Genomic DNA, 24,684 nt, shown 5'->3' on the forward strand with positions numbered 1-24,684 from the left:
CTTAAAAATTGTTCTTTATCAACTCTAACTCATTCACTTGCTGATTGATATTAAACTTAAAATTCTCTAAAAAGTTCATACCTAATAAGCCATAGCCAGCATGATTTTCTATTATCAGCACTTCAAAATTACGAATACGTTGTTGACCGACTTGAAATGATTCGAGCTGATAACGCTGTGCTTCAACAATTCCATTAGCTGTGTTTACTTGCAAGGTGCCAAGGTAATTGGCAGGGGTGTTAAGCGAGTTTAATAATGTTTGGTTAATTACAGTAAAGCTAGCGCCCGTGTCGATCATCAGCTCGGTTTCAATATCATCGTTGATAATACTGTTTACTAAATAATGTGAACCTCGAGCGGTTAACTCTATAACTTCAACACCTGCGAGGGCTTGTTGAATCAACTGATGTAATTGCTCAGCCTGATGATTATAGTCATGATCTTCGGGTAGTTGATCTAGGGTTATTTGGCTCGCGACATAATCTTCTAAATGGTAGTTAGCTAATGCATGGTTATATAAGTAATGGGCGTTGCCAGGCTCGTAATCAAGCCATTGTTGACTAATATTAAGTAGGGCTTGCCATTGTTGTGCTGCAGTAAGCTCATCAATATAGGATGTGCTTAGCTCGTCTATTTGTTTGTTAAGTTGTTGCTTATCATTGCTGTCTAACTGGTTGCTAAGAGCCAGTAAATTGATAATACCTTGTTGGGTATCACCTTGTGCGATTAAACGCTTAGCTTCAAGTTCAAGCATGGTGACATCGTAAGGGTGGCTATTTAAAAAGGCCGTTAAAAATTGCTCACTTAAAGTGAATTTTTGATGGGAAAGCCATGTCTCAAGTTGTTGTTGCCAAGCTTGCTTTAGCTGCCTTGCATAGCGAGGTTCATTCACAAGTAATTGAGTGTACTCAGCGACGGCTTTATCAAATAACTGATTGCTAAATAGTGCAACTGCTTGCTGGAAGTGGGCAGGTAAGACCGTGCCTTTTTGTACTTTAGGCGCTGGTGCGACAGTTTCTATTTCTATAGGCTTTGCAGGGTTAAAAAGCTGCCAAATAAAGTAACCATTTAAACTAAGAGAAAGTAGCAATATTAATTTAAGAAAAGCATTCATCCGTTTCGCCCACCAGTTTTAAATCTTCGTTGCCTACTTACTCAGCATAAAACAAATTTCTCAAAGTCGTTACTTTTTAATCAAATGATTGAGCGCCATGATATTGCTTATTTCAATATCTGCTAATCCTTGATAACGATATTGCGTTGCTTGGTTATTTAGCCAAACGCTTTGGCATCCGGCATTATTGGCACCTTGGACATCAGTATCTAGGCTATCGCCAATGTGCAAAATTTCCTTGTGAGGCACTTCTAATTTTTTGGCTGCGCTATCAAATAAGGCGCTGTGCGGCTTTGCTTTTCCGTGTGGGCCTGCTTGTAAAACTAACTCAAACACACCATTAAGGTTAAACTTTTCTACTTCGACATTACCATTGGTGATGGCGATGAGGCGGTAGTGTTTACTGAGGTTAGCAAGTAATTCAAGCACTTCATCAGTCACGGTTATTTGACTGCGGGCATCAGCGAATGCCTGATAAGCGTTTTCGGCATGCAACTGAGCTTGCTCTGCGGAAAAACCCAGATCGGTCATGGCATAGTGTAATGCTGCTTGTCGCCAGCGCGTCACATCATCGATTAGAGTGGCATCCTGCTTTAAAGCATTATCGCGGCATTTTAACCAGTAGCTGATACTATCGGCGGGCCATTGGTCTAACGCTTCGAGGTAATCAGCTTGTGCTTGCAAGGCTGACTTTATGATCGGATGGTTGTTGTAAAGTGTGTCGTCTAAATCAAAACTTAAAACAGAAACTGGCGATAGGGCACGGTTAAATCGGATCATAATGGCAAGGGGTTACTCTGATGTTGAGCGCTTTTTAGCGCGTGGATGGGTGTTATCGTAAACTTTAGCTAAATGCTGAAAATCTAAATGCGTATAAACTTGAGTTGCAGACAAACTACTGTGTCCTAACAGTTCTTGTACGGCGCGCAAATCCCCTGATGATTCTAAGATATGTGAAGCAAACGAGTGGCGTAATTTATGTGGGTGCACTTGCGAGCTGATCCCTTGCTTAATACCCCATTCTTGCATGCGAAGGCGAACTTGGCGTACGGAAATTCGCTTTTTTTGGCTGCTAACAAACACGGCTATTTCATCAGGGTGTGCAAACTGAGGGCGAATTTTCAGCCATGCTTTTAATGCACTGAGCGCTTTGCTGCCTACAGGTAATAAACGTTCTTTGTTACCTTTACCACGGACTAAAATTTCGCCTTCAGTGGGGTTTATATCTTGTATGTTAGCGCCAACTAACTCGCTGATACGCAAACCCGAAGAGTACATTAATTCCATCATGGCTTTGTCACGAATAGCTAAAGGCTCATCATCTGGCAGTTCTAGTAGCTTAGCCATTTGATCTACGTCTAAATTTCTGGGTAAAGGCTTGGAAAACTTTGGCCCTTTAATGGCCTCTGCCGGATTGTGATAATGTGCCTGATTGGCTATATTTTTTGCTTTTAAGAATTTATATAAACTGCGAATACAACTTAGTTTTAAACTGATTGTGCGACCACTTAATTGTTTGCTGCGCATTTGCATGCTGTAACGGCGAATATGCTCACCTTGAACAGCAAACCAGTCTTCACATAGTTTACTAAAGTACAAAGCCGCGAAGCCTAGCTGGCTCGTGTATTGGTTTACTGTGTGCGCTGAGTATTGTTTTTCGTAGCGTAAGTAGTCTGCAAAAAGTTGGATGGGTGTACGCCAAGCATCACTTAATTCATTAATGTCTGGCGTCATCACATCGCTCATGCAAGTTCCAATAAGCGCAGTTGCAATGAGCGCACAAACTCAAGGACAAAAAAGCTGTCTTTTGCCGGTTCGAAGTGATTTACGTCATCACTACCAAACGCCAAAATAGCCACAGGGTGTTTCGTGTTACCGATTAAATATAAAGCAGTCGATTGAGTCGTGTCTGAAAACAGTAAGTCTCTTTCTTGCTGACTTACTCGACCCAAGTAAATACCGTCGTTTTGCAGGCGGTGGGCAATTAATTCATCAAACTTTGTATCGTACTTAACTAAGTGGCATTCGTTAATGGATGGGTTCGTGCAGATAATATTGCGCAAGTTGCTAGCCAGTGTCGTAAAGTCGTAGTTAGTCCATAACTGACGATGACAGTCGCTAAATAAGCGGTAAATTAACTCGTTTTCTTTTGCTTGTTCAACGAGCTGCTCAATCTTATTTTTTAATAACGTATTGTGTTCACGTAATTGGCGCTGTTGAATATGCACCAAAGACGTTGCTCCCGCCGTTTGCTGTTGTAGTTCAACTTCAGCGAGTACATCAGGGTTTTTAATAAAAAAATCAGGGTGTGCTTTTAAATATTCAGCAATTTGTTGTTCTGTTAGTTTGCTCATAGTGCCACTTGTCCATCAAAAACATGCTCAGCAGGGCCTGTCATTCGTACAGGGTGGCCTTCGCCTTGCCAACGTACTTGTAAACTGCCGCCGGGTAAGTCAACTTGTACGGTAGTAGCAAGTTTATTCTGAATTTGACCAACCACGACCGCAGCACAGGCACCTGTACCACAGGCCAAGGTTTCACTAACGCCACGTTCCCACACTCTTAGTTTAATGTGATCTTGCGAAATTACCTGCATAAAACCAACATTTGCGCGTTGTGGAAAGCGTTCATGATTTTCAAGGAGTGGGCCTAAGGTGGTGACTTCTGCGCTATGAATGTCATCAACTTCTAACACGCAATGCGGGTTACCCATCGACACTGCGCCACTAAATACCGTATGTTCTTCCGTACGAAGAATATAGGTCAGCTCACGCTTGCTGGCTTTTAATGGGATTTTGTTCGGTTCAAAATTGGGGTGGCCCATATTTACCGTTACTTGACCATCTTTCTCTATATAAAGCGTGAGGTTACCAGATTTTGTTGAAACCGAGATTTTATGCTTATTGGTCAGGCCTTTCATACGTACAAAGCGAGCGAAACAACGCGCACCGTTGCCGCACTGTTCAACTTCGTTACCATCGGCATTGAAAATACGATAATGAAAATCGAGATCAGGAGAGTAAGGGGCTTCAACCATAAGCAGTTGATCGAAGCCAATGCCGAAATGGCGATCTGCCAGCTTCTTTATTTGATCACGTGATAAAAAAACATTTTGAGTAATGTTATCAATAACGACAAAGTCATTACCTAGGCCGTGCATTTTTGAAAAATTAACTAACATAACGCTCTAATTCGGGTTTGCTCTGAGCTAATCATGCCACAGAGCAGGGCGGTTATAAAAACGTTTATGGTAAAATTTTCTCACCTTGCCAAAGGCTTTCTAAGGTTTCGCGTTGGCGAATTAAATGGCTTTGCTGACCATCCACCATTATCTCTGCAACACGCGGGCGTGAGTTGTAGTTTGAGCTCATAGTGAAACCATATGCGCCAGCGCTGCGTTGCGCTAAAAGGTCACCGGCTTGAAGTGCAAGCTCACGGTCTTTACCTAAAAAGTCACCGGTTTCACAAACTGGGCCGACAATATCGTAGTTGTGAGTAGGCGTATCATCTGCGCGAGGTTCAACTGGCACAATACTTTGCCAAGCTTGATACAGCGATGGACGCAACATATCGTTCATGCCTGCATCAACAATAGCAAAGAACTTATCTTGGTTTTGTTTAATAAACTCAACTTTAGTAACTAAAATGCCTGCATTGGCAGCAATCGCACGGCCAGGTTCAAAAATAAGTTCTAAATCTTGGTAGTCTGCTAATCGAGCGGTAATTTTATCAACATACTCACTCGGGTGAGGAGGTGTTTCGCCATTATAAGGCACGCCAAGACCACCACCGATATCTAGGTGTGTTAGCTTGATGCCAACCGCTTTTAACTCTTCGATAAGAGTCAGTACTTTTTCAAGGGCTGCTAAGAAAGGTTTAATTTCTGTTAGCTGCGAACCAATGTGGCAATCTACACCGGTAATTTTTAAACCGGGTAGAGATGCGGCATGTTGATACACCGTCACCGCAGTTTGAATATCAATACCAAACTTATTCTCTTTTAAACCGGTTGAGATATAAGGGTGCGTTTTTGCATCTATATCTGGGTTTACGCGAATCGAAATCGGTGCCACTAAGTTAAGATCCGTTGCCACTTTTGAAATACGCTCAAGCTCAGCCACTGACTCAACGTTAAAACACTTGATCCCCAATTCAAGTGCATAGGCAATTTCGTCAGCGGTTTTTGCAACGCCAGAAAACACAACCTTACTTGCGTCTCCGCCTGCTTGGATAACGCGCGCAAGCTCACCTTTTGAAACGATGTCAAAACCTGAACCAAGTCGCGCTAAAATATTCAGCACGGCAATATTTGAGTTGGCTTTTACGGCATAGCACACCAAGCTTTTATGTGACTTAGCAGCGTCTGCAAATGCTAAATAATGACGTTCAAAGGTTTTGCGAGAATAGATATAACAAGGCGTACCATATTGTTCGGCAAGCTCTTTGACAGCGATGTCTTCAGCGAACAGCTGATTATTATTGTAGTTAAAAAAGTCCATCTATTGGTCCTGTTTTTGCTCTGGTTGTTCGGATGGATCAGCTTGTGGCTGAGACTTTGCAGGCGGCTTAGTATCATCTGGCAGATAAAGAGCACCACTTTGTCCGCAACCTGCTAGGGTTAGTAGAAGGACGCTTAGAGGTAAAATGGTTTTTAATTTTTGGCTATGAGTCTCTTTCATTAGATTAATACGGTTGCTGGCTTTATAATCGCAGAGTAACAGAATATTTAAAAAATGCAGCTATTCGCGGATGAATTTATTCCTGTTACACTTGATGTACACAATCTGCCCCCAGATCTAGGCTTAAAGCCAGTTAAAGGACACTAAAATGACTGATCATGAATACCACACACTAGCCGATGCATTAATGCTAACTATTGAAGAGCAAATCGATGAATGTGATGCCGATTTAGACTATGAATCAGCGTCAGGTATTTTAGAAATCATCTTTCCTGATCGCAGTAAAATTGTGATCAACAAGCAAGCACCATTACACCAAGTTTGGGTAGCGACTAAATTTAATGGTCACCATTTTGAACTACGCGACGATAAGTGGATTGATAACCGCTCAGGTGCAGAGTTTTGGCAATTTATGTGTGATGCGGCAACTCGCCAAGCAGGTCAAACAATTGAATGGCGTTCTGAACTATGAGTTTAGAGTTTGTTGAGTACCCAGCGCAAGGCGACCACAAAGCAACGGTTATCTGGCTACATGGTTTGGGTGATTCTGGTGATGGTTTTGCGCCCGTTGCACCGCAACTTGCTTTACCAAAAGAGCTTGGCGTACGTTTTGTGTTTCCAAATGCGCCAGTGCAGCCGGTCACCATAAATGGTGGTATGGCAATGCGTTCTTGGTACGATATTAAATCGATGGATTTAGATAAGCGTGCTGATGAGCAAGGAGTGCGTGAATCTGCTGCAAAAGTGGCTGCAATTATTGACCAAGAAATTGCAAAAGGTATCGCTCCTAACAAAATTATTCTTGCCGGTTTTTCGCAAGGGGGTGTGGTATCGCTGCACTTAGCGCCACGTCTAGATTATAAATTAGCGGGTGTAATGGCACTTTCAACCTACATGTGTGTGCCTGCAAAATTAGCCGATGAAGCCAAGCAGCAGGGGTTAAATATTTTTATGGCACATGGTCGATTTGACGATGTGGTACCGCATAGCGCAGGCAGACAAGCATTTGACGTGCTTAGCGCTAACAACATGGAAGTAAGCTGGCAAGACTATCCGATGGCGCACCAAGTTTGTGGTGAAGAGTTAATGGCTATTCGTGAGTGGTTAATTGCTCGCTTGAGTTAATTTTTGGTTTTAGAGGCCAACATGACAAAGAAACTTGTAATTACAGCAAATATGAATGCCGTTGAATCGGCAGGTTCAACTCCTACAGCAGTGACTTATCAATGGCATTGGCGACGCATTTTTATGGTTAGCAGTGTTATCTTAGTAGCATTGGCTATTTTAGTGTATAGCTTAACTGGTGCTGTAAATGCTGAACAATCACCGCAAGATGAACCGCAAGCAGAGTTTACAAATGCTGAATTACAAGCTCCTTTAAATGACGCTGAGCAAGAAGAGCCAAAAGAAGTCGATGCTTTGTCAATTAATGAGCAAACACCGCAGGCTGATAGCACAGAAACGGCTAAAGCAGAGGTTGTGAGCTCAAACATTGTTGAACCTGAGGTTACGACAGTAGAGGTTGAGATCGACAGTGAACAGGTTGTTGACGCGCAACAACCTGAAACCCCAGCTGTCACCCTTGATGGTGAAGAAGCACCACAAACCGAACAGCAAGTAGAGATTGCTGCAGCCCCTGATGCTCAGCAGCAGTTTTCGCAGTCAGCGCATATTGCCAGTGTCGCAATTGGCGCTAAAATAGACACAGACAAAGTAAGCCGCGCGGTATTAACAACCGATGTTGTTGATCGAGAACCAGTAAACGTTTTAAAAAACGATGTAAAATTAGCGCAAATAAGCAATAGCCTGAGCTTTTTTAGCGAGCTTAGAAATATGCAAGGGCAAACTGTTCGTCACCAATGGTATTACCAAGATCAACAGCTTGCTTCGATTGAATTGGCGGTAAGTAGTCCACGTTTTCGTACTTATTCAACGAAAAACATTATGCCAGAGCAACTGGGTGATTGGCGTGTTGAAGTTATTGACGCAGATGGCAACTTACTGGCCCAAAAAGAATTTAGAATTTTAGCTGAGTAATATTTAGTATCAGCCTGATAATTAATTGGATTTTTCATGACACAGACAACAAAACTAGTTCGTATCGCTACCCGTAAAAGTGCACTTGCTTTATGGCAGGCTGAATTTGTAAAAGCTCAACTAGAGCACTTCCATGACGACGTAACGGTAGAGTTGGTTCCTATGTCGACGCAAGGCGATATTATCCTTGATACGCCACTGGCAAAGATTGGTGGTAAAGGCTTATTCGTTAAAGAGCTTGAGCAAGCCATGCTAGATGGCCGTGCAGATATTGCGGTGCATTCAATGAAAGATGTGCCTGTTGAGTTTCCTGAAGGCCTAGCATTACACACTATTTGTGAACGTGAAGACCCACGCGATGCGTTTGTATCTAACAACTACAAAAGCTTAGAAGAGTTACCACAAGGTGCTATTGTTGGTACATCAAGCCTACGCCGCCAATGCCAAATTCGCGAAGCGCGCCCAGATTTAGACATTCGTGATTTACGCGGTAATGTTAATACACGTTTAGCAAAACTAGATGATGGCCAATATGATGCAATCATTCTAGCTGCAGCGGGTCTCATCCGTTTAGAAATGCCAGAGCGCATCACTGCCTTTATCGAACCTGAAGTATCATTACCTGCAAATGGTCAAGGTGCTGTAGGTATTGAGTGCCGTATTGATGATGAAGTAACAAAAGCACTGTTAGCGCCACTCGAACATAATGAAACACGTATTCGTGTTAATGCCGAGCGTGCTATGAATCGCCGTTTAGAAGGTGGTTGCCAAGTGCCAATTGGTGCATTTGCATTGGTCGATGGTGAGCAAGTGCATTTACGTGGTTTAGTGGGCGCTATTGATGGCAGCCAAATGCTGCGTGATGAAGTGACAGGCCCTGTGGCTGACGCAGAGCAGTTAGGTATTACACTTGCTGAAAAACTACTTGAGCAAGGTGCTGATAAAATTTTAGCTGAAGTATATAGAGACGCTTAATATGCATATTTTGATAACTCGTCCAGAAGGAAAAGGCACTGAGCTTGCTCTTGAGCTTCAGCAGGCGGGTTATCAAACAACCCTGTGTCCAGTTCTTACCTTAGATTACCTCACAGTAAATAGTAGTGAGCTCGCGCCGCTAGAAAATGCCGATAAAATCATTTTTATCTCGCAAGATGCCGTGCATGCCTTGTTAAAACTCACACCAACCATCAACAAAGTAGCCCAACTTTATGCGGTCGGCCAGCAAACGGCTGATGCGGTTTATGAAGCCTTTGGGCGACGTGCTGCAGTACCCAAACAGCATGATTCAGAAGGTCTGCTTGAATTAAAAACACTACAAGATGTTGAGCTAAGTAACATCGTTTTAGTGAAAGGTGAAGGTGGGCGCACGACCATAGCAAAAACCTTAAAACAACGTGGTGCTTTATTAAATCAGTTGGTTGTTTACAAGCGGAGCGCAATTGAGAGCGAACCGGGCAAGTGGATGGACCACTGGCAAACAATTGATGTAGAAGGTATAGTCATTACCAGTAATGCAGCGGTGGATGCCATTTTTAATGGCCTAAATGAGCCTCAGCTTGCATGGTTGAAAGAGCGACAATTTTTCGTTGCCAGTGAGCGTATCGCTGATTATTTAAAGCAACAAAATGTCGCAAGAACACAGATACATATTGCTGCAGGGGCGAGCGACAGCGCTATGTTCACCTGCATTAATCAGCAAGGTAGCAAAATGAGTGAAGCAGAATCAAAACAACCCGCAAAGCCAGTGACTGCAAAGCCAGAGAAAAAAGCGCAAACGGCAAATACTGGGGCGAAAGCGCCTGCACAAGCTAAAAGAGGTATCAGCAAAACAGGTAGCTTAGCGTTACTTATTTCACTTTTAGTGGCTGGTGCAGTTGGCTATGAGTTTTATCTAAAATTAAATAGCGATCAGCAATCGGCTGTGGCATTGACTGAGCTGACAGATGAAAACCTACGCTTACAGCAGCAAATAGATGCATTAAAAAGTGCCCAACAAACAATGCAGCACTCGCTTTATAACAGTGAACAAAAGGTCACTGATGCACTAAATGAAAGTGCAGAGCAAACACAGCAGCAATTACAAGCGGCTTTAAAGCGCGCCGAGCAGCAAACTTTCACGCTTAATCCGCAAGAAGTCACAAGCCTGCAACGTATGGCCGAATTTAAATTATGGGCAGAGCACGATTACCAAGGGGCTGCTGCTGTGCTATCTCGCTTAGATAGCTTACTTGCAGAACACCCGGGTACAGGCGCTATTCGCCAAGCAATTCACCAAGATTTACAAACCTTGAATGCCATAGAACCTGTGGCTGTTGAAGCAATTTATTTAAAACTGCATGGCATTAACCAAAAAGTTGATGAACTGGTATTTAATGCTATTTCACTCCCAGAAGAGGTCGTCAAAGAAGACCCAAATCAATTAAGTGAAAATGTCAGTGAGTGGCGTCAAAACCTTGCCAAGTCTTGGCAGCAGTTTAAAGACTTCTTTGTAGAAGTGCGCACACGTGAAGATATGGTTATCGCACCATTTTTAAGTGAGCAAGAGCGTCACCTAGTAAAACAGCGCTTAAGTTTATACTTAGCTCAAGCGCAAGATGCGATATTAAGTAAACAAAGTAGTGTGTATTTTAGTGCTGTTGATGCTGCTCATAGTTTGGTAAAAGATTACTTTAAACAAGATGATGCGCAAACAAAAGCGGCCTTAAAAAGTCTTGCTGAGCTTTCTAAAGAGCAGCTCGATTTTAGTCCAAAAGTGTCACTACAAAGTACTGAGCAGGTGAAGGAGTGGGCACAATGATCCGCTTTTTATTAATCATTATTGCAATAGCAGTCTGCTTAGGGATTGCCCCTTTTTTTATAGATCAAAAGGGTTATGTACTAATTGCCTTTAATAAAACAACCATTGAAGGGACTATTTGGGGCGTTACTGCACTTTTAATATTGGCATTCGCTGCACTGTTTTTACTTTATAAGCTTTGCCGTTACGTAATATCTTTATATAGCCATACACGCCATGGTTTCTTTGCGCGCAGTGAAGAGCGTAAACAAGCGGCTATTGAGCAAGGTGTATGGAGCTTGATTAATAGCGATTATACGGAGCTTGAGCTTGCACTTGATAACAACAGTGTTGCAGAAAAGTGGAGCGATATACGTTTTGCGCTTCTAGCTAAAGCGGCACTGGCGAATAATGAAAATGAAAAAGCAATTAGCTATCTTGATAAAATAAGCCAAGATAAGCAGCTAAAAGTGGCTAATTTATGGATTGCTAGCGGCGAAACCAGCACTATCTTTGCTGACCTTAAAGCGTTAGCTGAACGCAAAAAAGCCTCTCGTTTAGAGCTTAAAATGTATGCCCATGTTTTAGTGCAAGAGCAAAAGTGGGCGGCACTTAATGACTTTATGCCACGTTTATTACGCAAAAAAGCTCTTTCTGAGCAAGAATGGCAACAACTGTTTGACCGTTACTTTGCAGCCCAGTCAAACGGGGATTTAACTGAGCGTTATGAGCAACTAGTCAAAAACCTGAAACCACATGCTGAGGTAAGCTATTTAACGGCGATGGCGAAGGCAGGTAAGTTAAACAAAATTGAGCTAAGCTTAATTAAAATGATCAAAAAACCGCTGCAGCATAAAGACTTAGCACGTATTTTACGTACTAGTAGCGCTGGCGATGCTCTCAAGCTGCAATCAAGTTTGCAGGATGTATTAAAAAAAGACACCGAAAATACAGACTTATTACTAGCCCTTGCATGTTTAGCAAATGCTCACGGTGAATATGACCTAGCCGCGCGAGTGTTTGATAAAGCGCTTAATGCAGATAATCGCCATGCTTATTTACAGCAAGCGGTGCTAAGCTACAGTAAGAGTGCCCAACCAGAAAAAGCATTGGTACTCTATCAATAATTTTACTCCAGCCAGCAAAGGAGCGATGGCTTGAAGAACTTATTTACACTGACAATAAGCATTGCACTTGCTTACTTTCTTACAGGGTACTTAAGTAATTCATTGCTGGCGATTGATGGCTATGCGGTTGCAGCATGGCCGCCTTCAGGTATTGCGCTTGCCAGTATCTTGCTACTTAGAAATCGTGCCTTGCCAGGGGTTCTGCTAGGGGCATTCTTTGTAAACCTTATTCACCTTGATAAAGCCACTGATATTTTTCACTGGCAAATGATGCTGCAGGCAATTGGCGTAACAACTGCATCTACATTCCAAGCTTGGCTTGCCTATTACATTATTATTCATGTCGTTAAACGCCCGATTGAATTATCGTCATTAAAGCAAAGTATGCTTGGTTTAATGATTGGCGGCCCTTTGTGTAGCTTGGTTGCTGCATCAATTGGCACCGGCTTACTGGTCATTAACAATGTTATTCCGAGTTATGCGGCGCTTAATAATTTTATCGCATGGTGGATTGGCGATAGCATTGGGGTTCTGATATTCACGCCATTAATTTTAGCGGCATTTAGTTACCATCATACTCGCCAACGGCTGCAAATCATTGTGCCGTCGCTATTAATTTACGTGGTTATTTGTGTCAGCTTTTATGGTGCAGCCAGTGTAAAAAAAGACAAAGACTTACAGCGCCAGCAAGCTAAAGTCAGTGCGATTCACACGAACCTTGAACATAAAGTCGATGAAATTAAGTCGCACTTAGCCTTACTCGCAACTTTTTTTGCTAGTAGTGACATGGTTGATTTTGACGAATTTAAGCGCTTCACATCAAGGCAACTACAATACAGCGAAGAAATTCTTGCCCTTGAGTGGGCACCTAAGGTTATTCACTCACAACTAAATAATTATCAAAATTTACTGCGTGATGAACTGGGCGCTGACTATTATGTGAAAGAAAAAAATGCTGCAGGGCAGTGGCAGCCGGTGAGTAAGCGAACGGTTTATTTTCCGGTGCAATATATTCATCCTTTAGCAGGGAACGAACCAGCACAAGGCTTTGATTTAGCCTCAAACGAGTTACGTAAACAAGCGTTAACTGACTCTCGGTTAATTAAGAATGTCACCGTCAGTGAGCCTATTACCCTGATGCAAGGTGATGGTAACGAAAAGGGCGTTTTATTCTTCAACCCAGTTTATTCAGACATTAATCACCAGGTCGGATTTAGAGGTTATGTTGTCGCCGTGGTCAATTTAGAAGTGTTAGCACAAACACTTAATTTTAATCAGAACACTGATATCGATGCCAGCTTCTATGACGTTACTGACGGCAGTAATCCTGTCGAAATTTACAGCCCACATCGTGTAGGTACAACAGCTATTGCGAGCTTCAACTTTATTATTGGTGAGCGCGTTTGGCAGGTAAAATTATGGGAGTCAGTTGCACAGTCGTCATGGTTGCCTTATTGGTTGGCGCAAATAGTCGGTATGCTGTTTGTTTGGTTATTGATCACCTTTTTGATTTCTGTAACTGGTACTAATATTCAAATTCGTCAGCAAGTGGCAAAGCAAACTCAAAGCCTTCGCGAAGAAAAGTTAAAAGCCGATAAAGCTAGCCAAATTAAAAGTGAGTTCTTGGCGAATATGAGCCATGAAATACGCACGCCTATTAATGGTATTAAGGGTTTGCATTATTTAGCAATGCAAGAGCCTGACTGGCAACAAGCCCGAGGTTATATTGATCAAGCCGATGGTGCACTGAATGTACTATTACGTGTAATCAATGATGTTTTAGATTTTTCTAAAATAGAAGCGGGGCGATTGGAGCTACATCAAGAACCAATAGATGTGAATGCGTTGGTTAGTGAGCTGACTAACTTATTGCAGTTTGAGCTTAACTCTCGCTCTTTAGAATTTAGAGTTGAGCTTGATGCTTCTGAACACCTACTGATCCATACCGACCCAATTCGTTTAAAACAAGTATTGTTGAATTTGTTAAACAATGCGGTGAAGTTCACTCAAGAAGGCACGATTACATTACGTATTTGGCAGCAGGGTGAATTTACTTATTTTAGTGTTATTGATACAGGCATCGGCATCAGCAAAGAGGCCCAGCAGCGTCTGTTTAAACCATTCTCACAAGCCGATAGCTCAACCTCTCGTCGCTTTGGTGGCACAGGTTTAGGCTTGAGTATTTGTCAAAAACTCATTGTTATGATGGGAGGCGAGATAAGCCTCAGTAGCACTGAGGGGCAAGGTTCAACGTTTACAATTTCGCTGCCATTTGAGTCTCCTCTTGAAGAGGTGATTCATAGTGATGATGAGTTAGCTGATATTGATGTGACTGCTGTTTCATTTGCCGATGATGCAATTCTGTTGGTTGAAGATAATCCATTGAATCAACATGTGGCGAGTTCGATTTTAAAAACTAAAGGCTGCCAACCAGATATCGCTAAAGATGGCCACGAGGCTATAAAGATGATCAGTGAAAAAAGCTATGACCTTGTACTCATGGATATTCAAATGCCGAATATGGATGGCTTACAAGCGAGTAAGGTTATTCGTAATGAATTACTGATCACCGATTTACCTATTATTGGCTTATCGGCAAATGCCCACGATGATGACCTTAAGAAAGGCTTAGCCAGTGGTATGAATGGTTATTTAACTAAACCAATTGATGCAGATAAGCTTTTTAAAACTTTGTGGCATTTTTTGCATAATGCTAGCAGCCATTAAAGCAGACATTTGACCTCTAAAAAGTAAATAAAATCATCTAAACTTGAAATATCGCCGTGGGTACGTATGATCCGCGCAAATTTACTGAACCTGAGTGCTAATTATGATCAATAACAAACTCCCTTTGCTTGATATTCACCGTCATCTAGATGGTAATGTTCGCCCACAAACGATCTTAGACCTTGGTCGTCAGTTTAATCTTGAATTACCTGCTGACAACATTGAAGCGCTTATTCCGCACGTACAGGTTATCGACCCTGAACCAAATTTAGTGGCGTTTTTACAAAAGCTAGATTGGGGTGTAAAAGTATTGGGTGATTACGATGCTTGTCGTCGAATTGCTATCGAAAACGTTGAAGATGCGATTGCCCAAAACCTCGATTACGTTGAGCTTCGTTTTAGCCCATATTATATGGCGCAAAGCCAAGGCCTACACCCGCAAGGTGTTGTTGAAGCGGTGGTTGATGGTGTAAAAAGTGCGTGTCATAACGCACCAATTAAAGCTAACTTAATCGGCATCATGTCGCGTACATATGGCACCAAAATCTGTCAGCAAGAGCTTGATGCGCTTCTTGCTTTTAAAAATGATTTAGTTGCGGTTGATTTAGCTGGCGATGAAATTGGTTTCCCGGGTGAGCTATTTGTTGATCACTTTAAACAAGTTCATGATGCATACTTAGCTGCCACGATTCATGCCGGTGAAGCGCGAGGTAGCGAAAGCATTTGGCAAGCAATTAACGAGCTTGGTGCAACGCGTATTGGTCATGGTGTAAAAGCGATTGAAGATGCTGCACTAATGGATTACTTACGTGATAAGCGCATTGGTATTGAGTCTTGCTTAACCAGTAACATTCAAACCAGCACTGTTGCTGAGCTTGCAAAACACCCGTTAAAAACCTTCTTAGACCATGGTATTTTGGCATCAATTAATACTGATGATCCAGCAGTTGAAGGTATTGAAATAGCGTATGAGTATCAAGTAGCAGCACCTGCGGCAGGCTTAAGCCAAGCCGATATGGAAAAAGCGCAAGCTAATGCGCTTGAAATTGCTTATTTAAGCGATGCTGATAAAGCTGCTTTAAAACAGTTAGCTGCTAATCGTTAAGCAGCTAACTTACACTTGGTGCTCTTGGCATGAGACATAGTTTTCATACAATGCTTTGAGCACGTCTCCCCGGCTGATCATGCCAACAACCTTACCATCCTCGATAACCGGGTAGTTTTTTGGCTTACCTGTTTGCATGCCATCTGCCAGCTCTATGATGTTTTGATCGCTACTTACGGTAACAACATCGGTGCGCATTAGCTGTTTTACCTTCACTACACCATCACAGAAATAACTGTTTTGCATGAGCGGTTGCAGCAGCTCTTGTTCAGAAATAAAGCCAACTAGGCTTTTGTTGTCATCGAATACAGGTGCGCCTAGTAATTTAAACTTTTGCAGCTCGCTAATCGCGGTGGTCATTTCAGTTTCAGGCGTAATGTGTGGCAACTTACGTTGCATAAAGTCTTGTACTTTTGTATTTAGCATTTGGGTCTCTCCCCATCGTTATTCTAATCAGAGTATGGTCAAGGAAATGCAGTTTGTGAAATCGTTTAGACGGATTAAGGCGATAGGTAAAACAAATAAAAAAGGCATCCAATTGGATGCCTTAAAAATAACCGGTATGAGCTAGTTATTTAATGAATGCAAATGCATCGGCGTACATGTTCTCACGTACCGCACCATGATTAATAAAATCATCGCGAACCACGCCAATCATGTCGAAGCGGCCTGCCATGTATATATCGTATGGTTCTAAAGACACGATATCTTCCATAACAGCCTTGTGGACGTAACCGGTTTTGCCATTCCAGCTTTGCGGCGCATTTTCAACTACTGGAATGTATTGGAAATGTGGGTTGCTGTTTGCCCATGCTTGCATTTCATCATGAGCATAAAGTGCAGCTTGCTCACGTACACCCCAGTAAAATAATACAGGACGCTCACAGCCGATTTCAGCAAGGTGATCAGCCATTGATTTAGCATAAGAAAAACCTGTACCGCCAGCAAGTAGAATAATAGGGCGCTCACCCTCAACTCGCAGCTGTGATACACCTAAGCCTACTTCAACATTAACTTGCTGTTGCTCTGTATGAGCTTGACGTAAATGGTCAAGCGCTTGCATTGCATACGAATCAGCACCCGCGGCACCAATATGTAGTTCAATCTGTTCAGTTTGCGACGGGCGGCTTGCAATAGAAAAGGCACGCTTATCTTTTTCGCCTAATACAAGTTGCATATATTGGCCTGCCTCGAATGACACAGGTTGCTGTGGTTTCAAAATGACCTTATGTACATGGTCTGTAAGCGGGCTGATCGCAACAACGTCAGCGAGTAGTGTTTGCATAGTTTACCTTTATAAGCACAGAAGCAAATTCGGTTATGAATCGCACTCATAACCGTTAAATTTTGAGCAGTTTAACATAGACACAGCCTAGAGAATATCTAAGCTGCCCCATAATTCATCAACACGTTCTTTGATTTTTGGATCCATAACAATGGGTTCACCCCATTCACGATCTGTTTCGCCTGGCCATTTATTGGTTGCATCCATGCCCATTTTTGAGCCAAGGCCAGAAACTGGTGATGCAAAATCTAAATAATCAATTGGCGTGTTTTCGATCATCGTCGTATCGCGAGCAGGGTCCATACGCGTGGTAATTGCCCAGATCACGTCGTTCCAATCGCGTGCGTTTACATCATCATCGCAAACAATTACGAACTTGGTATACATGAATTGACGTAAGAAAGACCACACCCCCATCATCACGCGTTTGGCATGACCTGGATATTGTTTTTTCATCGTGACCACAGCCATACGATAAGAACAGCCTTCAGGTGGTAGGTAAAAATCTACAATTTCAGGGAATTGCTTTTGCAGAATTGGCACGAACACTTCGTTCAAAGCAACCCCGAGTACTGCTGGCTCATCTGGTGGACGGCCTGTGTAAGTGCTGTGATAAATTGGGTTTTCACGATGTGTAATGTGAGTGACCGTCATCACCGGGAACTCGTCTACTTCGTTATAGTAACCTGTGTGATCGCCATAAGGGCCTTCTGGTGCTGTTTCACCCGGCATAATATAACCTTCAAGTACGAACTCTGCGGTAGCAGGCACTTGTAGGTCATTTGAAACCGATTTAACAACTTCAGTCTTACTACCGCGTAGTAAACCAGCAAATGCATATTCGCTTAGGGTGTCTGGTACTGGTGTTACAGCGCCTAGGATAGTCGCAGGATCGGCACCTAATGCGACAGACACAGGGTAAGGTTCGCCTGGGTGCTCTTTACACCATTCACGAAAATCTAATGCGCCACCGCGGTGCGATAGCCAACGCATAATAATTTTGTTTTTACCCAATAGCTGCTGACGGTAAATGCCTAAGTTTTGGCGCTTTTTATAAGGCCCTTTAGTAACCGTTAGACCCCATGTGATCAAGGGAGCAGCATCACCCGGCCAGCAATGTTGAATAGGCAGCTTAGTTAAGTCAACATCATCGCCTTCAAGAATAACTTGCTGACAAGGCGCTTTTTTTACTTCTTTAGCTGGCATATTCAGTACTTGTTTGAATACTGGGATTTGCCCTAGTGCCTCTTTAATGCCTTTCGGTGGCTCAGGCTCTTTTAGAAAAGCTAATAACTTACCAACTTCGCGCAGTTCACTAACATCATCTTGCCCCATGCCCATTGCAACACGCTTAGGCGTACCAAAAAGGTTGGCAAGAACGGGAATAGTGTGGCCTTTAGGGTTTTCGAATAACAGAGCTGGGCCTTCGGCACGTAAAGTACGGTCGGCAATTTCGGTCATTTCAAGGTAAGGATCAATTTCTTGTTTGATCCGTTTTAATTCACCTTTTTGTTCTAATAACTCGATAAATTCGCGAAGATCTTTGTATTTCATTATAGCCGCTTAAACGCTGAATAAACTGTCGCTATTATACTCAAAACCACTGATTAAGCTAATTTAGCGAGCAAAGCTTTTGCTATTACTGAGTTAAGCTACATTGGTACTTTTTACCTTTTAAAATCAGCATGGCTTCATCGCCTTTAGACCAAAACAGCACATTATCGGCACTGTATTTAACCCCTGAGCCGCTTACTTGGCGATTGAGTAAAAATTCAGAGTCCTTAAATGTCAGTCTTGCTTCCTCATCACTGTATTCAACAATACTGGCGCTAAGGGTTTCATCGCACAGATAATTGCTTGGTGCACTTTGCTCAGCACACGCGCACAAGGTAACTAAAGCGAGCCCTGAGAGAAGTGGTTTAATCATAGAAACACCTCTATTTTTGAATGAGCTATAAGCCTAACAAAGAAAAATTAACCGTTGGTGAAAATGGCAGGATAAGTTATGTTGATAGTGTATTTAATGGGCAAGGAACCACCATGGCAGGCACTAATTTACTAACCTTACTTGATGATATTACAACACTTTTAGACGATATTGCGACGATGAGTAAAGTCGCAACAAAAAAAACAGCAGGGGTGTTAGGTGATGACCTAGCTCTTAATGCTCAGCAAGTCACAGGGGTAACTGCCGATAGAGAGTTGCCTGTAGTTTGGGCTGTGGCAAAAGGCTCGTTTATTAACAAAGCCATCTTAGTGCCCGCAGCGTTATTGATTAGTGTTTGGTTGCCTTGGTTAATTACTCCGCTGTTAATGGTTGGCGGGCTGTTTTTGTGCTTTGAAGGTGCAGAGAAAATTATCGAAAAGCTGTTTGGTCATGCTCAACAAGAAGATGAAACACTGGCTGAACAACAAGACTTACAAGAATACGAAAAGCAAAAAGTGAAAGGGGCGATCCGCACTGATTTTATCCTTTCTGCAGAAATTATCGTGATAACGCTAGGCACGGTTGCTGGCGCAACACTGGTGAATCAAGCTTTAGTGCTTAGTGTAATAGCAATTATTATGACCATTGGCGTGTATGGGTTAGTTGCAGGCATTGTTAAACTAGATGATGCTGGTTTGTATTTACTGCAAAAAGCGCAGCAAAGTGGCGGTAAGTTTAAAGAGCTAGTAGGTAAGTTTTTACTTGCTGCAGCACCTAAGTTAATGCGCTTTTTAGCCTTTGCAGGAACGGTTGCTATGTTTTTAGTTGGCGGAGGCATATTGGTACATGGGATCCCCGTTTTACATCACGCCCAGCAAGGTAGCACTGAGTTTGTTACGGATTTAGTTGGTAAAACGGGTGAGCTGGCTACGCCGATTATATTTGATGGTTTATTAGGCGTTGTTGCCGGGGTTATCGTTGTGTTAGTGGTTGAACTTTGGCACAAAATTCGTCGCTAAATAGCATCCATTATTGGGTTGTTTTGTTAAATTTTTGTAGCAAATATAGGGTCTTTGCTTTATTATTGCTCAGCTAAAAATAACAATTAAATCGTTAAATGGAGTTAATCATGTCTCGATATCTCACTTTTGTGCTGGGACTAGCGTTATTTACGCTATCATTTACCAGCTTCGCTAAACCTGCAAAATTATCAGTAGAAGACTTTAGTAAAGGTAATGACTTTAGTCGTGTAACTATCTCCCCTGATGGCAACTACGTCGCAGCTATAAAAAAACACGAAGGTAAAAATTCACTCATCATTGTTGATACAACCAAGTTTGCAGTAACCCATGCGGTTGCTTTTCCGGGTAATGCACAGGTTGGCGAATACCATTGGGTTAACAATGAACGAGTTATTCTTGAAAAAGAGTATTTAAAAGGTTGGCAAGATACCCCTATTTATTATGGTGAGTTATTTGCCGTGAACGTCGATGGTAGCCGTGGCGCATACGTAATTGGTTATCATGGTGAACAGCAAACTGGTACTCGGTTAAAAAAACAAACACCAGTTCAAGGAACGTCATACCTTTTAGATCCCTTACTTCATGATGATAAAAAAGTTTTGGTTGTCACATACCCGTGGACTGCAACCAATGAACCAACTACCGTTGTATATGAAGTCGATGTTTATCGCGGCCTTCGTACTTTAATTACTCGTTCACCAGCACCTATGGGTGAGTTTCTAACAGACCATGATGGTAACGTTCGTATCGCTGTATCAAGTGACGATTACCTCAATGCGACACTTCATGTACGAGAGCCCGAAGGCGGTTTTTGGAAAGAGCTCGATCTAAAAGGTATTAATTACACCGATATTTCATTAAAGGCATTTGATAAATCTGGCGAGTCTGTATATGCCACTGCATCAAAGGGTGGAGAAGCTGAGAGCCTTATTAAGATTAACCTAAAAACCAAAGAAGTAACGAAAATCTTCCAAGATAAGCATGTTTCACCGTCACATATTTGGGTTGATGAAATCTCTAAAGAGTTATTTGCCATAGAAACCCAGGCTGATTACCCAAGCTATGCGTTTGTTGATAGCAATTCGCCTAAATCACAGCGTCTTAAAGATTTATTGGGCGCACTGCCAGGCAGTCAAGTACAGCTAGTCAGCAGTACAGAAGATGATTCAAAAAATATTATTTTCGCATCGAGCGATATAAACCCTGGGCAATATTATCTATATGACGCAAATACCAATAAATTACGAGCGCTATTCTCTGCGCGTGGCTGGATAAACCAAAATGATATGGCGCAAACCACACCACTGCGTTTTAAAAGCCGCGATGGTTTAACAATTCTTGCTTATTTAACTGTGCCAAATGGCAAAGCTGAGAAAAACTTACCTTTGGTTGTTATGCCACATGGTGGTCCAATTGCACGTGATTACTGGGGCTATGATCCAGAAGTACAAATGTTAGCCAATAAAGGTATGGCGGTATTAAAGGTTAACTTTCGAGGCTCGGACGGGTTTGGTATGAACTTCCAAGAAGCAGGCTATCGCCAGTGGGGACAAAATATTCAACACGACATTATTGATGGTGTGAAACTATTAATTAATGACGGCACAGTTGATAAAGATAATATTTGTATTATGGGAGCCAGCTTCGGTGGTTACTCTGCACTACAAAGCGCGATTATCGAGCCGGATATGTTCAAATGTGCAATAGGCCTGATGGGGGTTTACGACTTGCCTCTTATGTATGAAGAAGGTGATACGCAAGCCCGAAGCTATGGTGTTAATTACCTTAAAACAGTGATTGGTACTGATGAAGCCGAGTTAAAAGCATTCTCGCCTGCTTATAATGTCGATAAGCTAAAAGCACCTGTTCTTATTGTGCATGGTGGTGAAGACGAGCGTGCGCCAATTGAGCAAGCAGAATCATTAGAAGCAGCGTTGAAAAAAGCTAAGCACCCATATGAAATCACTATTCTAGATGATGAAGGCCACGGTTTTTATAAAGAAGAGCACCGTACTCTTTACTATAAAAAAGTATTGGCTTTCTTAGATGAACATTTAAAGCTTTAAAAGAAAAGTGCCGGCGAGCAAGCTCGCCGGCAAGGATTTAGCACGGGAACGTAAGCGTGCTAGTGTGCAAGGTCTTCCTTCAAGTTATACAAACTCAAAAGATGATTCTTTCATCAGGCTGCGTAATCTCAAAAGCAGAGCAGGGAGAGTAACTCGGCTTTAAAAGAGTATAAATACTACGCCACTACAAAGATGTTATAACATAACAAATTCAAAGTAAATAGTGAGAACCATATAATTAGGCTGGTTTCGTATGTGTGATATTTATGGGTAATAGATTATTGAGTATTCAATTTACTACAATCGTAACTCAAGCATAGCTCTGCGAGCTCAATCTTTGCTTTAGGATTCCCTTGTAAGGTAGCTTTGTTGAGCCAGTAAGCTGCTTTTTCGTTATTCACTTCTGTCCCTTGACCATCACGATACATCTGACCCAAGTTTAATTGCCCCCATGCATAACCATCTTCCGCAGACAGCGTAAAACTTTTCAACGCTTCCTCGTATAGGCCATCTTTGAAGTAAGTAATCCCTTCCTGATTATGTTTATCGAGCTTAACGCCCGTATATAAAGGCTTAGGTCTAGGCGGGTGCATAACAAAACCACCAAATAAACTATAAAGCTCAGGTCGCATAATTTTATAAATGCTGCCTTCATCATAAAGCTGCTTTATTTGTGACTTACTGAAAGTCAGGGTTTTACTAGAAAAGTAATCATCTTGAACTAGCATGCTGGTACGCATCGCAATCTCGATGTCTTTATTGTACTTGTAAGTGTAGTTAGCAACTCTAAAAGTCATGTTCTTGTCATCAAATTCAACGAGCTGAGCTACTTTTAAGTTGTTAATACGTTTTGGTTTGCCAGTAAACTTATCTGAATAGACAAAATAGGTATCAAATAACTTTGGCTCGTTTAAGTAATTTTGCTCATTTTCAGTTTGTTCATTCGCACCGATTAATGCATTTATTAATAGGTAAACGATAATGAATAGACCAATAAAGTATTTTATAAACGACGCTAGCTCTAAGGCGGGCAGTGAATACCAAGGTGCAGGAGTAACATAGCCACAGTCATCACATTGTCTTTGATAATTAATAGAAAGTGGCATGATGGGCAAAATAGTAAAGCGCAAAACTTTACTGTGATTGCTTAAAGAATAATGTTCACTATGACAGTGAGGGCACGTTTTTTGTTTTTTATAGAAAACATCAGCTGCAGCAGTATTAAATAGAAGCATAGTTTCTTCCTGAAGGTTGCTATCAATAAACTAGAACAAATGCAGAGAGTTAGAAAGCAGCAAACTGTAAGCAAATATGAATTAAATATGCTGAACAGTGTTTTCGTTTAGAGAAACAGCACATTCTCTGCTATGATCCACAGCATCTTCGAGGATGTCCCTCAATTATCAAGTTTGGAATATTACTGTGACTGCTACTGCTTTTTCATCTTTGGCTTTGCCGCGAGAGTTAACCGATAACTTATCAACTTTAGGTTATACGCAAATGACGCCAGTGCAAGCGCAAAGTTTGCCAGTGATCTTGCAAGGCAAAGATATTATTGCCCAAGCCAAAACGGGGTCGGGTAAAACGGCTGCATTTAGTTTAGGTGTGCTGGCTAAGTTAAATGTGAAACGCTTTCGTATTCAGTCTCTCATTTTATGTCCAACCCGAGAGTTAGCAGAGCAAGTAGCTGAAGAAGTTCGTAAGCTTGCCCGTGGTATTCATAACATTAAAGTTTTAACTTTGTGTGGTGGTGTCTCTATTGGTCCACAAATTGGCTCATTAGAACATGGCGCACATATCATCGTTGGTACTCCTGGTCGTGTTGATGACCATATTCGCAAAGGCACATTGCGTTTAGATGATGTTGAGACCCTAGTGTTAGACGAAGCTGATCAAATGTTAGATATGGGCTTCCAAGATACCCTTGATGCTATTGTTGAGTGCATTCCTAACCAACGCCAAACATTATTGTTTAGTGCGACTTATCCAAAATCAATTGCTGCGATAGCTGAGCGAGTGCTTAGCAACCCAGAAATGATTAAGGTAGAAGAAGAGCAAACAAAAAGCACAATCAAGCAATACTTTTACAAGCTAGATAATAATAAACAGCGCTTTAATACATTGAAGCTGTTGTTATTGAAGTTCCAACCAGAAAGCTGTGTGGTTTTTTGTAACACCAAGGTTGAAACACAACAGATTTGTGATGATCTTTATGCTGAAGGGTTTAGTGCTGTTGCTTTACATGGTGATTTAGACCAACGTGAACGTGAGCGTACTTTAATCCGCTTTGCTAATAAAAGCGCCTGTATTCTTGTTGCAACGGATGTTGCCGCACGCGGCTTAGATATCAACGACATGGACATGGTAGTGAACTACCATCTAGCGCATGACCCTCAAACCCATGTACACCGTGTTGGCCGTACTGGTCGAGCAGGTAAAAAGGGTATTGCATGTTCTATTTATGGTGAAGCTGAGCAATTTAAAGTGGCACAAATTGGCGACCACTACGAGCGCGACTTTGACCCTGAACCAATTCCGCCATTTAGCTTGCTAGAAAAACCCGCTTATAAGCCAACCATGGCAACCATTATGATTGATGCTGGCAAGAAGCAAAAAATTCGTGCCGGTGATATTTTAGGAGCATTAACTGGTAAAGAGGGAATTGCCGGTCATCAGGTAGGTAAAATTAACGTACTTGATAATGTGGCCTTTATTGCTGTGGAGCGAGCTGCTGCAAAACCTGCATTACGTAAATTGACTGAAGGTAATATTAAAAAGCGCAAGATCCGTGCGCGACGTTTGAGCAGATAAATTGTTGA

Annotated in this window: 23 protein-coding genes; 11 read left to right on the forward strand and 12 right to left on the reverse strand. The window is 42.0% G+C overall.

Annotated elements, in window-relative coordinates:
- Position 1: 1 nt before the first annotated feature.
- The 7 genes from EXT43_RS05130 to EXT43_RS05160 all read right to left on the reverse strand — a co-directional run bounded on the left by EXT43_RS05130 (position 2) and on the right by EXT43_RS05160 (position 5,793).
- A complete protein-coding gene (locus EXT43_RS05130; RefSeq protein ID WP_130166509.1) occupies positions 2-1,114 on the reverse strand; it encodes a retropepsin-like aspartic protease in 1,113 nt (370 codons plus the stop codon).
- Positions 1,115-1,183: 69 nt separating this feature from the next.
- Positions 1,184-1,894 carry an HAD-IA family hydrolase gene (locus tag EXT43_RS05135; protein WP_130166510.1) on the reverse strand — a complete coding sequence of 237 codons (711 nt, stop codon included), beginning with the start codon at positions 1,892-1,894 and terminating at the stop codon, positions 1,184-1,186.
- Between the two features lie 12 nt (positions 1,895-1,906).
- Positions 1,907-2,860 (reverse strand): tyrosine recombinase XerC, encoded by a 954-nt coding sequence (locus EXT43_RS05140; RefSeq protein WP_130166511.1) that lies wholly within the window; start codon positions 2,858-2,860, stop codon positions 1,907-1,909.
- Positions 2,857-3,468: a DUF484 family protein gene (locus tag EXT43_RS05145; protein WP_062566242.1), complete on the reverse strand. Its 612-nt coding sequence runs from the start codon at positions 3,466-3,468 to the stop codon at positions 2,857-2,859. Before EXT43_RS05145 ends, EXT43_RS05140 begins: the two co-directional genes overlap by 4 nt.
- Positions 3,465-4,295: a diaminopimelate epimerase gene (gene dapF / locus EXT43_RS05150; protein ID WP_130166512.1), complete on the reverse strand. Its 831-nt coding sequence runs from the start codon at positions 4,293-4,295 to the stop codon at positions 3,465-3,467. Before dapF ends, EXT43_RS05145 begins: the two co-directional genes overlap by 4 nt.
- A gap of 64 nt (positions 4,296-4,359) precedes the next feature.
- Positions 4,360-5,613 carry a diaminopimelate decarboxylase gene (lysA, locus tag EXT43_RS05155; RefSeq protein ID WP_130166513.1) on the reverse strand — a complete coding sequence of 418 codons (1,254 nt, stop codon included), beginning with the start codon at positions 5,611-5,613 and terminating at the stop codon, positions 4,360-4,362.
- Positions 5,614-5,793: a lipoprotein gene (locus EXT43_RS05160; protein ID WP_130166514.1), complete on the reverse strand. Its 180-nt coding sequence runs from the start codon at positions 5,791-5,793 to the stop codon at positions 5,614-5,616.
- A 148-nt stretch (positions 5,794-5,941) separates the two neighbouring features.
- Between EXT43_RS05160 and cyaY the strand changes: the two genes are divergently transcribed.
- The 8 genes from cyaY to add all read left to right on the forward strand — a co-directional run bounded on the left by cyaY (position 5,942) and on the right by add (position 15,565).
- Entirely contained in the window at positions 5,942-6,265 is a 324-nt protein-coding gene (cyaY, locus tag EXT43_RS05165; protein WP_054554661.1) for an iron donor protein CyaY, read from the forward strand.
- Complete coding sequence (locus EXT43_RS05170) at positions 6,262-6,918, forward strand: alpha/beta fold hydrolase (protein WP_130166515.1); 657 nt, start codon at positions 6,262-6,264, stop codon at positions 6,916-6,918. Before cyaY ends, EXT43_RS05170 begins: the two co-directional genes overlap by 4 nt.
- 21 nt (positions 6,919-6,939) lie before the next feature.
- The gene (locus EXT43_RS05175) at positions 6,940-7,830 is read left to right on the forward strand and encodes a DUF2914 domain-containing protein (protein WP_130166516.1); all 891 of its coding nucleotides are present in this window, start codon (positions 6,940-6,942) and stop codon (positions 7,828-7,830) included.
- A 36-nt stretch (positions 7,831-7,866) separates the two neighbouring features.
- Positions 7,867-8,805: a hydroxymethylbilane synthase gene (gene hemC / locus EXT43_RS05180; protein WP_130166517.1), complete on the forward strand. Its 939-nt coding sequence runs from the start codon at positions 7,867-7,869 to the stop codon at positions 8,803-8,805.
- A 1-nt stretch (position 8,806) separates the two neighbouring features.
- Positions 8,807-10,627: a uroporphyrinogen-III synthase gene (locus EXT43_RS05185; protein ID WP_130166518.1), complete on the forward strand. Its 1,821-nt coding sequence runs from the start codon at positions 8,807-8,809 to the stop codon at positions 10,625-10,627.
- Positions 10,624-11,733 (forward strand): heme biosynthesis HemY N-terminal domain-containing protein, encoded by a 1,110-nt coding sequence (locus EXT43_RS05190; protein ID WP_130166519.1) that lies wholly within the window; start codon positions 10,624-10,626, stop codon positions 11,731-11,733. The genes EXT43_RS05185 and EXT43_RS05190 overlap by 4 nt, the downstream gene beginning before the upstream one ends.
- Before the next feature lie 30 nt (positions 11,734-11,763).
- Positions 11,764-14,460, forward strand: a complete 2,697-nt coding sequence (locus EXT43_RS05195) for a CHASE domain-containing protein (RefSeq protein ID WP_130166520.1) — start codon at positions 11,764-11,766, stop codon at positions 14,458-14,460.
- Positions 14,461-14,563: 103 nt separating this feature from the next.
- On the forward strand, positions 14,564-15,565 hold the full coding sequence (gene add / locus EXT43_RS05200; RefSeq protein WP_058585404.1) for an adenosine deaminase: 1,002 nt from the start codon (positions 14,564-14,566) through the stop codon (positions 15,563-15,565).
- A 9-nt stretch (positions 15,566-15,574) separates the two neighbouring features.
- Here add and EXT43_RS05205 read toward each other — a convergent pair whose 3' ends face one another.
- From EXT43_RS05205 to EXT43_RS05220, 4 genes are all read right to left on the reverse strand, one after another.
- Positions 15,575-15,991, reverse strand: a complete 417-nt coding sequence (locus tag EXT43_RS05205; protein WP_054563674.1) for a CBS domain-containing protein — start codon at positions 15,989-15,991, stop codon at positions 15,575-15,577.
- Between the two features lie 145 nt (positions 15,992-16,136).
- A complete protein-coding gene (fre, locus tag EXT43_RS05210) occupies positions 16,137-16,850 on the reverse strand; it encodes an NAD(P)H-flavin reductase (RefSeq protein ID WP_062566233.1) in 714 nt (237 codons plus the stop codon).
- An 87-nt stretch (positions 16,851-16,937) separates the two neighbouring features.
- Positions 16,938-18,404, reverse strand: coding sequence for a 4-hydroxy-3-polyprenylbenzoate decarboxylase (ubiD, locus tag EXT43_RS05215; protein WP_062566232.1), 1,467 nt, complete (start codon positions 18,402-18,404; stop codon positions 16,938-16,940).
- Positions 18,405-18,489: 85 nt separating this feature from the next.
- Positions 18,490-18,777 (reverse strand): MliC family protein, encoded by a 288-nt coding sequence (locus tag EXT43_RS05220; RefSeq protein WP_062566231.1) that lies wholly within the window; start codon positions 18,775-18,777, stop codon positions 18,490-18,492.
- Between the two features lie 113 nt (positions 18,778-18,890).
- Here EXT43_RS05220 and EXT43_RS05225 point away from each other — a divergent pair, with 113 nt between their 5' ends.
- A complete protein-coding gene (locus tag EXT43_RS05225; protein WP_062566280.1) occupies positions 18,891-19,796 on the forward strand; it encodes a DUF808 domain-containing protein in 906 nt (301 codons plus the stop codon).
- Positions 19,797-19,906: 110 nt separating this feature from the next.
- Positions 19,907-21,865: a S9 family peptidase gene (locus tag EXT43_RS05230; protein ID WP_062566230.1), complete on the forward strand. Its 1,959-nt coding sequence runs from the start codon at positions 19,907-19,909 to the stop codon at positions 21,863-21,865.
- Between the two features lie 278 nt (positions 21,866-22,143).
- On the opposite strand, the gene EXT43_RS05235 is transcribed toward EXT43_RS05230, so the two are convergent.
- The gene (locus tag EXT43_RS05235; protein ID WP_062566229.1) at positions 22,144-23,100 is read right to left on the reverse strand and encodes a tetratricopeptide repeat protein; all 957 of its coding nucleotides are present in this window, start codon (positions 23,098-23,100) and stop codon (positions 22,144-22,146) included.
- 187 nt (positions 23,101-23,287) lie between these two features.
- Between EXT43_RS05235 and dbpA the strand changes: the two genes are divergently transcribed.
- Positions 23,288-24,676, forward strand: coding sequence for an ATP-dependent RNA helicase DbpA (dbpA, locus tag EXT43_RS05240; protein WP_055199234.1), 1,389 nt, complete (start codon positions 23,288-23,290; stop codon positions 24,674-24,676).
- Positions 24,677-24,684: the final 8 nt, after the last annotated feature.

It is taken from the genome of Pseudoalteromonas sp. CO109Y (genome assembly GCF_004208935.1).
GTDB classification, from domain to species: Bacteria; Pseudomonadota; Gammaproteobacteria; order Enterobacterales; family Alteromonadaceae; genus Pseudoalteromonas; species Pseudoalteromonas shioyasakiensis.